General features: G+C 67.1%; 15 protein-coding genes. 7 read left to right on the plus strand and 8 right to left on the minus strand.

Annotation, left to right across the window (positions count from 1 at the left end; translation table 11 throughout):
* The first annotated feature begins 5 nt into the window (after nt 1-5).
* On the plus strand, nt 6-3,191 hold the full coding sequence (locus tag LJ725_RS08805) for an efflux RND transporter permease subunit (protein ID WP_230550282.1): 3,186 nt from the start codon (nt 6-8) through the stop codon (nt 3,189-3,191).
* Here LJ725_RS08805 and LJ725_RS08810 read toward each other — a convergent pair.
* Nucleotides 3,178-4,413, minus strand: a complete 1,236-nt coding sequence (locus tag LJ725_RS08810) for an MFS transporter (protein WP_230550283.1) — start codon at nt 4,411-4,413, stop codon at nt 3,178-3,180. The two genes, LJ725_RS08805 and LJ725_RS08810, sit on opposite strands and share 14 nt — an antisense overlap.
* A gap of 67 nt (nt 4,414-4,480) precedes the next feature.
* Here LJ725_RS08810 and LJ725_RS08815 point away from each other — a divergent pair, with 67 nt between their 5' ends.
* Entirely contained in the window at nt 4,481-5,086 is a 606-nt protein-coding gene (locus tag LJ725_RS08815) for a TetR/AcrR family transcriptional regulator (protein WP_230550284.1), read from the plus strand.
* Nucleotides 5,087-5,167: 81 nt separating this feature from the next.
* Here LJ725_RS08815 and LJ725_RS08820 read toward each other — a convergent pair whose 3' ends face one another.
* Nucleotides 5,168-5,677 carry a DinB family protein gene (locus LJ725_RS08820; RefSeq protein WP_230550285.1) on the minus strand — a complete coding sequence of 170 codons (510 nt, stop codon included), beginning with the start codon at nt 5,675-5,677 and terminating at the stop codon, nt 5,168-5,170.
* Between the two features lie 7 nt (nt 5,678-5,684).
* On the minus strand, nt 5,685-5,816 hold the full coding sequence (locus LJ725_RS28920; protein ID WP_268990557.1) for a hypothetical protein: 132 nt from the start codon (nt 5,814-5,816) through the stop codon (nt 5,685-5,687).
* A gap of 103 nt (nt 5,817-5,919) precedes the next feature.
* Between LJ725_RS28920 and LJ725_RS08825 the strand changes: the two genes are divergently transcribed.
* The 4 genes from LJ725_RS08825 to LJ725_RS08840 are packed head-to-tail and all read left to right on the plus strand — an operon-like array spanning nt 5,920 to nt 8,407.
* The gene (locus LJ725_RS08825) at nt 5,920-6,858 is read left to right on the plus strand and encodes a LysR family transcriptional regulator (protein ID WP_230550286.1); all 939 of its coding nucleotides are present in this window, start codon (nt 5,920-5,922) and stop codon (nt 6,856-6,858) included.
* 9 nt (nt 6,859-6,867) lie between these two features.
* Complete coding sequence (locus LJ725_RS08830) at nt 6,868-7,227, plus strand: hypothetical protein (RefSeq protein ID WP_230550287.1); 360 nt, start codon at nt 6,868-6,870, stop codon at nt 7,225-7,227.
* 14 nt (nt 7,228-7,241) lie between these two features.
* The gene (locus tag LJ725_RS08835; RefSeq protein ID WP_230550288.1) at nt 7,242-7,610 is read left to right on the plus strand and encodes a nuclear transport factor 2 family protein; all 369 of its coding nucleotides are present in this window, start codon (nt 7,242-7,244) and stop codon (nt 7,608-7,610) included.
* Between the two features lie 5 nt (nt 7,611-7,615).
* A complete protein-coding gene (locus LJ725_RS08840) occupies nt 7,616-8,407 on the plus strand; it encodes an enoyl-CoA hydratase-related protein (protein WP_230550289.1) in 792 nt (263 codons plus the stop codon).
* Nucleotides 8,408-8,548: 141 nt separating this feature from the next.
* On the opposite strand, the gene LJ725_RS08845 is transcribed toward LJ725_RS08840, so the two are convergent.
* From LJ725_RS08845 to LJ725_RS08855, 3 genes are read right to left on the minus strand one after another with little or no spacing between them, the layout of a single operon-like run.
* Nucleotides 8,549-9,685 carry a C45 family autoproteolytic acyltransferase/hydolase gene (locus LJ725_RS08845; RefSeq protein WP_230550290.1) on the minus strand — a complete coding sequence of 379 codons (1,137 nt, stop codon included), beginning with the start codon at nt 9,683-9,685 and terminating at the stop codon, nt 8,549-8,551.
* Nucleotides 9,686-9,694: 9 nt separating this feature from the next.
* The gene (locus tag LJ725_RS08850; RefSeq protein ID WP_230550291.1) at nt 9,695-10,321 is read right to left on the minus strand and encodes a thiamine pyrophosphate-dependent enzyme; all 627 of its coding nucleotides are present in this window, start codon (nt 10,319-10,321) and stop codon (nt 9,695-9,697) included.
* A gap of 1 nt (nt 10,322) precedes the next feature.
* Nucleotides 10,323-10,856, minus strand: coding sequence for a thiamine pyrophosphate-binding protein (locus LJ725_RS08855; protein ID WP_230550292.1), 534 nt, complete (start codon nt 10,854-10,856; stop codon nt 10,323-10,325).
* 105 nt (nt 10,857-10,961) lie between these two features.
* Between LJ725_RS08855 and LJ725_RS08860 the strand changes: the two genes are divergently transcribed.
* Nucleotides 10,962-11,894 (plus strand): LysR family transcriptional regulator, encoded by a 933-nt coding sequence (locus tag LJ725_RS08860; RefSeq protein ID WP_230550293.1) that lies wholly within the window; start codon nt 10,962-10,964, stop codon nt 11,892-11,894.
* Here LJ725_RS08860 and hemJ read toward each other — a convergent pair.
* Complete coding sequence (gene hemJ / locus LJ725_RS08865; RefSeq protein ID WP_230550294.1) at nt 11,881-12,306, minus strand: protoporphyrinogen oxidase HemJ; 426 nt, start codon at nt 12,304-12,306, stop codon at nt 11,881-11,883. The genes LJ725_RS08860 and hemJ overlap by 14 nt on opposite strands.
* The gene (gene hemH, locus LJ725_RS08870; RefSeq protein ID WP_230550295.1) at nt 12,306-13,337 is read right to left on the minus strand and encodes a ferrochelatase; all 1,032 of its coding nucleotides are present in this window, start codon (nt 13,335-13,337) and stop codon (nt 12,306-12,308) included. Before hemH ends, hemJ begins: the two co-directional genes overlap by 1 nt.
* Between the last annotated feature and the right edge of the window lie 22 nt (nt 13,338-13,359).

Here is a 13,359-nt window from a genome sequence, read left to right on the forward strand (position 1 = left end):
CCGTCATGCGTTTTTCCCATTTCTTCATCGACCGGCCGATCTTCGCGTCGGTCCTCTCGGTCATCATCGTGATCGTGGGCTTCATCGCCCAGCGCGGTCTTCCCGTCGCGGAGTACCCCGAGATCGCGCCCCCGACCGTCAACATCACCGCGACCTACCCCGGCGCGTCCGCCGAGGTGATCGCCGAGACCGTCGCCACGCCGATCGAGCTCGAGGTCAACGGCGTCGACGACATGCTCTACATCCAGTCGCAGTCGACCGGTGACGGGCGCCTCTCGATCAACGTCGTGTTCAAGCCGGGCGTCGACATCGACCAGGCCCAGGTGCTGGTGCAGAACCGCGTCGCGGTCGCCCAGCCGCGCCTGCCTGAGGACGTGCAACGCCTCGGCATCGTCGTCCGCAAGGCCTCGCCCGACCTGATGATGGTCGTGCACATGGTCTCGCCGGACGGCAGCCGCGACCAGCAGTACATCTCCAACTACGCCACACTCTACGTGAAGGATGTGCTGACTCGCGTAGACGGCGTCGGCAACGTTCTGGTGTTCGGCGGTCGCGACTACTCGATGCGCATCTGGCTCGATCCGGCCCGCGTCGCCGCGCGCAACCTCACTGCCGGCGAGGTCGTGCTGGCACTGCGGGCGGCGAACCTCCAGGTCGCCGCGGGCGCGGTCAACCAGGCGCCGGCGGTCTCGCCGGGCGGGTTCACCCTGTCGGTGCGCACGCTGGGGCGGCTGAGTTCGCCCGACCAGTTCGAGAACATCGTGATCCGCGCCGAGCCCGACGGATCGGTGACGCGCCTGCGCGACATCGCCCGCGTCGAGCTGGGCGCGCAGGACTACACGCTGAACGCCTACCTCAACAACAAGACGGCCACCGCGCTCGGCATCTTCCAGCGGCCGGGATCCAACGCGCTCTCGACCTCGGACGCCATCATCGCGGAGATGGAGCGGCTGAAGAAGGGCTTCCCGTCCGGCCTCGACTACACGATCGTCTACAATCCCACGACCTTCATCCAGGCCTCCGTCGACGCCGTCATCACCACGCTGTTCGAGGCCGTGATCCTCGTCGTCATCGTGGTGATCCTGTTCCTCCAGACCTGGCGTGCCGCGATCATCCCGATCCTCGCCATCCCGGTCTCGCTGATCGGCTCGTTCGCCGTCATGGCGGCGACGGGCATCTCCTTCAACACGCTGTCGCTGTTCGGCCTGGTGCTGGCGATCGGCATCGTGGTCGACGACGCCATCGTGGTCGTCGAGAACATCGAGCGCTACCTCGCGCAGGGCATGTCGCCCAAGGAAGCGGCGCACAAGACGATGGACGAGGTCGGTGGCGCGCTGATCGCGATCTCGCTGGTGCTGATCGCGGTGTTCCTGCCGACCGCCTTCATCACCGGCCTGCAGGGCACCTTCTACAAGCAGTTCGCCATCACCATCGCCGCCTCGACCGCGATCTCGGCCTTCGTGTCGCTGACGCTGTCGCCCGCGATGGCGGCGCTGCTCCTGAAGTCGCATGCCCTGTCGCATGTGGAGAAGGCGAAACCCGGCCTGATGGAGCGGTTGGCCTCGCCGGTCCATTGGTTCTTCCGCTGGTTCAACCGCGGCTTCGAGGCGCTGTCGAACTTCTACGGTCGCGTCACGGCGCGGCTGATCCGCATGGGCTTCATCATGCTGGCGATCTACGCCGGGCTGCTGGCCCTCACCCAGAATCGGCTGGCCTCGACCCCGACCGGGCTGGTCCCACAGCTCGACCGCTCCTACCTGATCGCGGCCATGCAGCTTCCCGCCGGTTCGACGCTCGAGCGGTCGGACGCGCTGGTGCGCAAGGCGAGCGAGATCATCACCTCGCGCCCCGGCGTCGCGAACGCCGTCTCCTTCGTCGGCTTCGACGGCGCGACATTCACCAACGCACCCAATACGGGCGTGATCTTCGTCACCCTGAAGCCCTTCAAGGACCGGCCGGGTCTGACCAAGGATATGATCCTGGCCGATCTGCGCGGGCAGATGTTCGCCCTGCGCGAGGCCTTCGTGTTCGTCCTCGAGCCGCCTTCGGTGCCCGGCATCGGCACCGGCGGCGGCCTCAAGGGTTACGTGCAGGACCGCGCGGCGCGCGGGCTGACGGCCCTAGAGGGCGCCACCTGGGCGCTTGCCGGGGCGGCGGGACAGGCGCCCGGCCTGACCCAGGCCTTCACGCTCTACAACACGCGCACGCCGCAGATCTTCGCCGACATCGACCGGACCAAGGCCGAGCAGCTCGGCGTGCCGATCGCCCGGGTGTTCGAGACGCTGTCGGCCTACATGGGCTCGGCCTACGTCAACGACTTCAACATCCTCGGCCGCACCTACCGCGTGACGGTGCAGGCCGACAATCCCTATCGCCTCACCCTGCGCGACGTCGAGAATCTCAAGACGCGCAGCGTCAGCGGCGAAATGGTGCCGATCGGCGCGGTGGCGACCTTCGAGGACATCACCGGCCCTTACCGCGTCGCCCGCTACAACCTCTATCCCGCGGCGGAGGTGCAAGTCGCCCTGCAGCGCGGATATTCGTCGGGCCAGGGCATCGCCACCATGGAAGCACTGGCGGAAAAGGTACTGCCCTCGGGCTTCGGCTTCGAATGGACCGAGATCGCGCTGCAGGAGAAGCTCGCCGGCAACACCGCGATCCTAGCCTTCGGGCTGGCGGTGCTGTTCGTCTTCCTGCTGCTGGCGGCGCTCTACGAGAGCTGGCTGCTGCCGCTTGCGGTCATCCTGATCGTGCCGATGTGCATCCTCGCGGCCATGATCGGCGTGAACATCCGCGGCCTCGATCGCAACGTCCTGGTCGAGATCGGCCTCGTCGTGCTGGTCGGTCTCGCGGCCAAGAACGCCATCCTGATCGTGGAGTTCGCCAAGCAGGCACACGAGGCGGGCATGAACCGCTTCGATGCGGCGGTCACAGCCTCGAAGACGCGCCTGCGGCCAATCCTGATGACCTCGCTGGCCTTCATCCTGGGCGTCGTGCCGCTGGTCATCAGCACCGGCGCCGGCGCGGAGATGCGCCAGTCGCTGGGCACGGCCGTGTTCTCGGGCATGCTGGGCGTGACGATCTTCGGCCTGATCTTCACGCCGGTCTTCTACGTGCTCTCGGTCGGCCTGGCCGAACTGCGCTTCAAGTGGCGCAAGCAGGACATCAAGCCGGAGTTCAGGCCGGAGTAGGCCTGAAGGGTGCGGGTGGCGGTCGCATGAGGGCGAACGTCACCTGCACGAGACCGGCGGCGAGGCCCAGCCCGACGCCGAGGCGCCAGGCGAGATCGTAGGAGCCCAGCGCGTCGAACAGCAGGCCCCCGCCCAGGGCGCCGACGAAGCTGCCGACCTGGTGGCTCATGAACGCCACGCCCTGGATCATCGCCTGCCAGCGCAGGCCGAACATCTCGACCACCGATCCCGCGACCAGCGGGCCGACCCCCAGCCACAGGAAGCCCATGGCCGAGGCGAAGACCAGCGTGCTGGCCGGCGTCGGCGGCATCACGAAGTAGCAGGCCAGCACGATCGAGCGGGCGATGTAGATGCCGCCCAGCAGGCCGAGCTTGGACCAATGGCCGCCCGCCCAGCCGAAGAAGAGGCTGCCGAACACGTTGAACAGCGCGATCGCGCCCAGGGCACCGGCGCTGAGCGAGGGGTCCATGCCGCAGATCGCGAGATAGGAGGGCAGGTGCGTGGTGATGAACAGGAGCTGCATGCCGCAGACGAAGTAGGCCGCCGTCATGACCAGGAACGACGGATTGCGCAGCGCCGCCAAAAGCGCCACGCGCGGCGAAACGGCGCTGATGTCACCTGCAGCGGGGGTGGGCGGCGTCAGGCGGTCGACCCGGCCGGCGATCCAGGCAGCCGGCAGCATGAAGACGACGAGCGCCAGGAAACCCAGTAGGCCGGCGCGCCAGCCCAGTTCGGTCGTCAGCATCTGGCCAAGGGGCGCCGACAGCAGCGCCCCCAGCGAGCCGGTGGCGGTGATGGCGCCCAGGACGACGCTGCGCAGCCGCGCCGGCACCGAGCGCGCGCCTACCGCCAGCGAGATCGCGGACGCGGTACAGGCGAGCGCCAGCCCGATCAGCACGCCGCCGCCCAGCATCACGCCCGTCAGGCCGTCTGCCCGGGCAAACAGGGCAAGACCCGCGACATAGAAGGCGGCGCCGGTCGTCATGACAGGGCGGAAGCCCAGCCGCACCGCCAGCGCGCCCGCCACCGGCTGGAGGAAGCCCCAGGCGAGGTTCTGGACCGACATGGCCAGGGCGAAGTCGGAGACCGTCAGTGCGATGTCGCGGGTCAGCGCCGGCATGACGAGGCCGAAGCTCTGGCGCACCCCCATGCCGAGGCTGAGCATCACCGAGGCGCCGATCAGGATGGGCATGACCGGCCGCAATTCCTTTAGGATGGTCATGGCGCGCCTCCCCTTGATTACACAGACCTGTGTACCTTAAGGTCGGCGCCAGCGGGGTCAAGGCATCATGGCAAGAGCAGCCGGCAGGGCAGCGATGCAGGAGCGCATCCTCGAGACGGCGGACCGGCTGTTCTACGGCCAGGGCATCCGCGCCGTCGGCGTCGACACGATCGCGGCCGAGATCGGCATCAGCAAGCGCACGCTCTACAATCACTTCCCGTCGAAGGACGACTTGATCGTGGCCTACCTGACACGGCGGCTGAAACCCGCGCCGCCGTCCGACCGGCCGCCGATGGAACAGATCCTGGGCGCCTTCGACCGGCTGGAGCGTACCATTGCGACCGGCGTGTTCCGCGGCTGCCCCTTCGTCAACGCCGTGGCCGAACTCAAGGAGCCGGCGCACGCCGCCAACAGGATCGCTCTGGCGTTCAAGGAGCAGCGGCGCGCGTGGTTCGAAGCGTTGCTGAGACAGCTCGGCATTGAGGATGCCGAATCGCTGTCGCTGCAGCTGCAGATCCTGATCGACGGCGCCATCGCCGCCGCCATCGTGCGCGGCGATCCGAAGGTCGCGGCTGCCGCGCGCGAGGCAGCGGCGGTGTTGCTGGAGGCGGCGCGTGTCGAAACGAAATCTTCGAGAAAAAAGCCCCGTCGCCCTGAGCGAGGTGAAGCGTAGTCGAAGGGCCCTTACCGATTCGATCGACCGTGCGCGGGAAAGGAGCTGCCTCGGCTGCGCTCGGGACGACGGGGTTTCTCTTCAGGTCGGATCGGGCCGCAGCACGCGGTGCAGGTCGAGCACCGGTGGCTTGTAGCCGAGTTGCGAGAGCAGCGTGTGGACCTGGGCGCGGTGGTGGGTCTGGTGATTGAAGAAGTGCGGCAGGATCACCGACCACGGATCCTCGGTGTCGAAGCCCGAATTGTTGACGTAGCGAACGCTGCCGTGTTCGAAGCCCTCGGGCAGGTTCGCGAAGAACTGCTCGATGTGCCGGTCCAGGCGCTCGCGCTCGGCGCGGAGGGCGTCGAATTCCTCGAACTGGGTGGCGCCGAGGCCGGTCGAGACGTGCGAGCCGCCCTCGAACCGCGCCATCCAGATGCGGTCACCCAGCAGCAGATGGTTCAGCGTGCCGTGCACGCTGCCGAAGAAGGCGCCGAGGTCCCGGCGGTATTCCGCGCCGGACAGCCCGGCGCAGGCCGCATAGAGGGTCTGGTTGGCCAGCCGGTTGTAGCGGGCGTACTGGGCCCAGGGGCCGGCGGGCGTGTCGGCCATGTCCGTCCTAGCGGGCGGCTGCCGAGACCCAGCGGACCAGGCCACGCATGAGACCGGCGACGGCGGCACCCCGCATGCGCAGCGCGCGGGCCTCGAAGGCCTGACGTTCGGCGATGGTGGGATAAGGCGTCGTAAACATTGAAAGACCTCCAAGGGAATGAAACGAACCTAATTCCTTTCTTGAAGGCGGATAATACGGAGTGTTTGACTATCACTTGTGAAAGTATTTCATTAATGGCGCAATGATCGATCATGCGAGCGAGATGGCGGCCTTCGTCCGGGTCGTTGATTCCAAAGGCTTTTCGGCCGCGGCGCCCAGCCTCGGTCTGACCCCCTCGGCGGTCAGCAAGCTGGTCACCCGGCTGGAAACCCGGCTGGGCGTGCGGCTGCTGCAGCGCACGACCCGAGCGCTCAGCCTGACCGAGGAGGGCGAGGCCTTCTATGCGACGGCGCGGCGGATCGTGGGCGAGATCGAGACGCTGGAGAACCAGATCAGCGGCCAGAGCGGCACGCCGCACGGGCTGCTGAAGGTCACGACCTCGCTGGCCTTCTCGACCCACCAGCTCGCGCCGGTGATCGCGGAGTTCCTCGAGCGCTATCCGCTGCTGCAGCTCGAGCTGATGCCGACCGACCGCGTGGTCGACATGATCGAGGAAGGCGTCGACATCGCCATCCGCATCGGGCGCCTGGCCGACACCAGCTTCATGGCGCGCAAGATCGGCGAGGACGTGCGGCTGGTCTGTGCCTCGCCCGCCTACCTGGCGACGCGGCGCGCCCCCCAGCGGCCTGAGGAGCTGATCCGCCACAACTGCATCGTTTCGCGCGACCGCACCTATCTCAACCGCTGGCCGTTCCGCATCGACGGCGAGGTGCGCGAAATCGAGGTCGCCGGCCGCGTCGCCGTCACCGAGGGCGAGGCGCAGATGCGGCTGGCGCTCCAGGGACTCGGGATCGTGCGCCTGACGCGCCTCACGGTTGCGACCGCCATCAAGAACGGAGAGCTGGTTTCGCTGCTGGAAGAGTTCCGCGGCGAGCAGCCGATCCCGATTCACGCCGTCTATCCACACCGCCGCCATCTCGCCCCCAAGGTGACGGCCTTCATCGACTTCATCGCCGAGAAGTTCTCGCCGCCGCCGTGGGAGGTGCTAGGCTCCATCCCAAGCAAGGACGCCAAACCGTAGGGAGAGACAATGGACGCCGAAACGGATCTTTTCGTGCAGGCCTTCTGGGTCAAGTGCCGCGACGTCATTCGCCCCGAGCTGGACGAAGCCGTCGATGCGCTGCGCGGCGCCGGCCACGAGGCCAACATTTCGACGCAGGAATTCTCGCCCGACAAGAAGGACCAGCCCGAGGGCTCGCCCCAGCTCGTGCTCACGATTCATCCGGCCGGATCCGCGGCACGCGAGCTTCGCTATCGCGGCGACGTACCGACGCGCGAGATTGAAGTCACCGCGACCGGCTGCAAGACCGCGCGCTCCGATCTCTCACTCGTCACCGACGCCAGCGTGAAGAACGACATCGCGCTCTGCTTCGGTTCGTTGCTCAAGTAATCGGGGAGGATTCCATGGCCGACGCCATCGACGACCTTTTCCGCCGCTTCGGCAAGGCTTTCAACAAGGCCGATGTCGACGCGATCGCCGACTGCGTGACCGAAGACTTCGAATGGCGCCTCAATACCGGCGGTTCGCCGACCGGTCGCGTCCTCAAGGGCAAGGAGGCGCTACGCGCGCACTTCGCCGACAAGAGCACGGCGCATCGCGAGGTGCGGTTCTCCGAGGCGAGCATCCATCGCGCCGGCGACAAGCTGTTCGGCACCTTCCGCGCCACCGGCATCGACCATGCCGGCAAACCCTTCGATCGCTACGGCATCGACCTCTACGAGGTGAAGGACGGAAAGATCACGCTCAAGGACAGCTACATGAAGGCCGAGTGATCTCGATGTCGAACGATACCGTCCTCTGGGAGATCGACCGCCGCGGCGTGGCCACCGTCACGCTGAACCGTCCGAAGGTGAACAACGCCTACAACGGCGATCTCATCCAGGGCCTGCACGACGCGATGGATTCTCTGGGGGCCGAGAGCAACCTGCGCATCGTCGTGCTGCGCGGCAATGGCAGGCACTTCCAGGCCGGCGCCGATCTGTCGTGGATCACCGCCGTCGCCAAGCAGTCGCCGGCCGAGAACGAGAAGGTCAGCCGTCTCACCGCCGAAGCCGTGAAGCGGCTCGACACCTGCCCGGTGCCGACGCTGGCGCTGATCCAGGGCGGATGCTTCGGCGGCGGCACCGGCATCGCCGCGGCCTGCGACGTGGTCGTGGCGCAGGAGGACGCACTCTTCTCCATCAGCGAGACGCGCTGGGGCCTGATGGCAGGCATCATCCTGCCGCAGCTCTGCCAGGCGATCGGCCTGCGCCAGACGCGGCGCTACGCGCTGACCGGCGAACGCTTCGGCGCCCACGAGGCGCGCCGCCTCGGCCTGGTGCACGAGGTCTGCCCGGTCGGTGGCCTGGCCGAAGCCGGCGAGAAGATCGTCGAGTCCGTCCTGATGAACGCGCCGCGTGCGACCACCGCGACCAAACTGCGTTCGCTCGCCTCGGCCCGAGCCTTCATCGACGACGGCGAACTTCGCGACCTGATCGACGAACACGCCCGCACCCGCCAGCAGGACGAAGCCACCGAAGGCCTCGCCAGCTTCACGGAGAAGCGCAAGCCTGCGTGGTATCCGGGGTAAAACCCGTCGTCTCCAGCACAGTGCAGACGAAAGCTATCCATCCCTTGTGACCCTGAGCACCGCGAAGGATCTCGCGGCAACCACGGAGTCCTGTGCTCAGTCCGTCAGGTCCTTCACTTGCGCCCAGGACACCGGTGTTGACTACTCGGCCGCCTGCTTCTGGGCCGTGCGGTCCGGGGTCAGTGTGTAGGTTGTGAACTGGCGGTTCAGCGCCGGCATCGGGCAGGCTTCGAGATGGCCCTCGGCCGGGCGCATCAGGATCATCGCGGTCGTCGCCGTCGACACGCCGCGGGAATTGAGGCGCGGCGGACGGCACACCGAATGGGGCGTGCCCCAGTCGTCGAAGAAGGCCTGGCGGAAATCTTCCAGTGTGAGCTTGCCGCGCTTCGGGGAAAGCTGGTCGCGCACGCGCTTGTCGCGATAGATCGAGTCCGGGGTCTCGGCGAGACCCGTGTCCTTCACCTTGGCGCGCGCCGAATCGGCGATCCAGTGATTGGCGTGGACGTAGAGGCCGCGGTCGGGCGCGATCCAGAAGGTCTCGTCGGGCGCGCACTCGAAGCCGAAGGCCTCGCCGCCGCAGTGGCTGACCGCCATATGGTTCGAGCCGGGCTTGGGCGTCGAGACGATGGTCTGCACCGCATTGGCGAGATGGGCGGCCTCCAGCACCTTGCGGCGGATGAACGGCAGCGGCACGCCGGGCCCGCGCTGATAGTCGCGCTCGCATTCCAGCGCATTGGCGGTGAGGCCGACGCCGGCCGAGTTGAGGCCCGAGCGCGCGAGGCCGCCCGCTTCGGTGAAGGTGAGAATATCGGGCCCGTCGTCGCGGCGGATGCGCAGTACCACGCCGGTCTCGGCGCATTCCGACCGCCAGTCCCAGTTCTGGCCATGCAGCAAGACGCCGTCGGCGCTGGCCTCCGGCAGAGCGAGCGCGGCGGTGCAACCGTCAGAGAAATGCTTGGCGGCCTGCTGCTTGCGCGCCGCGACGACCATCTCGGTGCGGGCGTTCATCAGCACGACGGCGGCGAAGGGCTCGTTGGCGCCCTCGGCGATGCCGCGCATCTCCTCGACATAGGCCGGATCGAACTTCTCGATCAGCGGCACCATCGCCTCGGCGCGGCGCTCCAGTTCCTTCCAGTCGACGCCCGACTTGAGCAGCGACTCGGCGTACATCTTCGCACCGCGCTTCAGGCGATCGGCGGCCGCCTGGCCGTGGATCCGACCCCGCTCCCGGGGACCGCCGGACAGATCGATCAGCGGGAAGGGAGCGTAGTCGGTCATGGCAGCCTCTTACGGATGACCCAGCAGGGCCTGGCGGAAACGGTCCTTGAGATGCGCGCCGTCCTGGGGCGGCATCACGAACTCCAGCTTCTCTACCATGACCTTCACGAGCCGGAACACCGGACCCTTCTTGCTGCGGACATCCTTCACCAGATCCGCGACCTCGCTCGAGTCGCGTACCGTCGTTGCGTCGGGAATGCCGCAACCGCGCGCGATCATGGCGAGGTCCGTGCCAGCGCCGGAATCGGTCGGGCCGTTGTTGCGCGGGCTGGTGTGGGTGGCCTGGTTGCCGGTCTCGCCGAACTTCTCGTTGTCGAGCACGACGATCGCCAGGTTCTCCGGCATCTGCGTCGCCACGGTGGCGAGCGAGCCCAGGCTCATCAGCATGTCGCCGTCGCCGGTGATGACCAGCACGCGCTTGGTCGGCTGCGCCATGGCGAGGCCGAGGCCCATGCCGACCGGCGCGCCCATCGAGCCCCAGAGCGGCATGTTGAGCGGACGGTCGCCGGCGGCGGTGATGTCCCAATTCGACGAGCCGAGGCCCGCGATGACCAGGAGATTGTCGTCGGCGCCCTCGAGAAGCTGCTTGACCAGCGGGCGGCGCTGCAGGGTGGCAGCTGACTTGTTGGTGCTCATCCTACTTCTTCCCGAAATTCTTGATGCCGATCAGCTTCTGACGCAGCAGCACGGCGACGGCCTGGCCGCCGTTGAAGGCCGAGCGCGCGGCGGCGTCGACCGTGGCCTTCACCTCGTCGGCGGTCTCGACCGAGTAGAGCAGCACGCCCATCGCCTCGAGCACCTTCGGCGTGCCCTGGCCCATCGGATACTGCCAGGAATTGAACTCGCCCCAGTCGCCGCGCATCGTGATCAGGGTCAGGAACGGGAAGCGCAGCGTCTTGGGCATGCCCATCAGGTTGATGGTATTGCCGACGCCCGAACTCTGCATCAGCAGCACCGAGCGCTGGCCGCCCAGCCAGGCGCCGGCGGCGAGCGGGATGCCCTCCTCCTCGGTCGTGAGCGCCAGGGTGCGGATCGAATTCGACCGCTGGCAGGCCTCGATCAGCCGCCCGTGGCCGGCGTCGGGGACGTGATAGACCTGCTTGATGTCGTGGTCCTGGAAGACCTCGAAAATCTGGTCGCGCCAGTCTGGCTGCGTCGGTGCGGCGGTCATGTTTCTCCCAATCCGGCTCAGGTTCGGCCGGGACCTTAGCTATAACGCCAGCGAAACTCGATGACCGTTGGGAATGAACAGATATAACTATATTATATAGCTCCGATGGAGCTTTCCCAACTTCGCACCCTGATCCACGTCGCCGACCTCGGCAGCCTGAGCAAGGCGGCCGACCGGATCGGAATCGCCCAGCCCGCACTCAGCCGCCAGATCCGGATGCTGGAGGAGGAACTGTCGGTCCGCCTGTTCACGCGGCACGGCCGCGGCATGGTCCTGACGGAAAAGGGACGCGAGATCCTCGAACATGCCACGCGGGTCATGGCCGAACTGGAGGAGATTCGCGCAACCGCCTCCGATCTCGACACGCCCCTGCGCGGCCGCATCGCCCTCGGCTTTCCGCCGACCGTGGCCGACATCCTCTCGGTGCCGCTGGTGACGGCGTTCGGAAGGACACATCCGCAGGTCGAGCTTCGGCTGGTCGGCGCCTACACCGGACACCTGATCGATTGGCTGCACCGCGGCGAGATCGACGTCGCCATCCTCTACGATCCGCTGTCGGCCCGATCGCTGCGGACCGAGCCCCTGTTGCTCGAGAAACTGTTCCTGATCGGCCCGACCGGATCGGGGCTTTCCGGCGACCGCTCGATCCCGTTCGGCGATCTCGACGGCAAGCGCGTCCTGCTGCCCAGCACGCGTCACGGGTTGCGAACCATCGTGGAGCAATGCGCGATCGAGGCCGGGATCCGGCTCCAGATCGCCGTGGAGGCGGATTCCTATGCCACGCTGAAGGACCTGGTCCGTCACGGCCATGGCTGGACGATCCTGCCGCTGTCGCCCATCCACGAAGACATCGCGGCGGGCCGGCTGCTTGCGGCACCTCTCATCGATCCGGCGCCGGTCCGGCAGCTGGTCCTGTCCTATCCGGCGGATCGACCGGTTTCCCGCCTCACCCGTTTCGCCGGCGACAAGATCGCCGAGATCGTGGCCGACCAGGTCGAACGGAAGATCTGGCCGGGGCAGCTGCTCAGAAGCGCTTGAGCACCACGAGGAAGACAATGCCGATCATCAGCAGCGTCGGCACCTCGTTCCACCAGCGATAATAGTTGGCGGGTCGGACGTTCCGGTCCGCCGCGAAAGCCGTGCGCCAGCGCCCGTACAGGTGGTGGATCACGGTGAGGCCACAGACCAGGGTGAACTTCGCGTGCCACCAGCCGGCATGCCACCACTCGCCCTGCCAGGTCAGGGCCAGGCCGAAGATCCAGGTGAGGATCATCGCCGGGTTCATGATGCCCCTGAAGAGACGGCGCTCCATCACCTTGAAGGTCTCGCTCTGTACCGATCCCTTCTCGGCATCGGCGTGATAGACGAACAGGCGCGGCAGATAGAGCAGGCCCGCCATCCAGGCGATGACCGAGATGATGTGCAGCGACTTCAGCACCTCGTAGAGCATCACGAGGCTCCGGCGATCAACGGACAGCCGAGGTGGTTGCCGCTGCAGGGCATCGAGCGCGCACCATGGCAGACTGGGACATGCGGCTCCGCCATGAGGGCGCGCACGCGATCGGCAAGACCCGCGATGAAGGCCGGGTGCGTCCCCACCGTGGGAACGCGGACATAGGCCGGCACGCCGTTCTTCTCGGCGAGATGGCGATACTCGATGTCGAGTTCAACCAGCGTCTCGGAATGCTCCGACACGAAGGCCAGCGGATAGAGCACCACCGCCTTGCCGTCGCTGCCGGCGCGCTGGATCTCGACATCGGTCGAAGGGCCGATCCATTTCAGCGGCCCGACGCGGCTCTGGTAGCAGACCGACCAGTCGAGCCCGCCGATCCGGTCGGCGATCGCCTTGGCGGTGCGCTCGACCTGGGACTGGTAGGGATCGCCGGCCTTGATGACCTTCTCAGGCAGGCCGTGGGCCGAGAACAGCACGCGCACCGGCCGATCGCCGGCATCGGCCAGTCCCTGCTTCACCAGGTCGGCAGATGCCTGGACGAACCCGTTCTCGTCCGGATAGCAGCACAGGGTCTGGGTCGGAACGGTGAGCTTGGCCTTCGCCGCTTCCTCTTTCCACGCCTTGACCGAAGAGGCCGTGGTGGTCGTGGAGAATTGCGGGTAGAGCGGCAGGAGCACGATGCGGTCGGGCGCGAACCGTTTCACGGAGCGCACCACCGCCTCGGTCATCGGATGCCAGTAGCGCATGCAGACGTAGCCGCGCCATTCGTGCCCCGGTCCCAACGCCTCTTCCAGGGCCCGCGCCTGCGCCTCGGTTTGTCCGAGGATCGGCGAACTGCCGCCGATCTGCGCGTAGATCGCCTGCGCCTTGGGTGCGCGGCGGCTGGAGATGAAGCGTGCCAGCGGCAGCCGGAAGAACGACGGCAGCGTGATGATCGCCGGATCGCTGAACAGGTTGCGCAGGAAAGGCTGCACGGCCTCGGGCGAATCGGGACCGCCGAGATTGAAGAGGACAATGGCGATTTTCATGCCGCCACTACCTCCCCATTCG

The sequence above is a fragment of the Reyranella aquatilis genome (genome assembly GCF_020880995.1).
Lineage (GTDB): Bacteria > Pseudomonadota > Alphaproteobacteria > Reyranellales > Reyranellaceae > Reyranella > Reyranella aquatilis.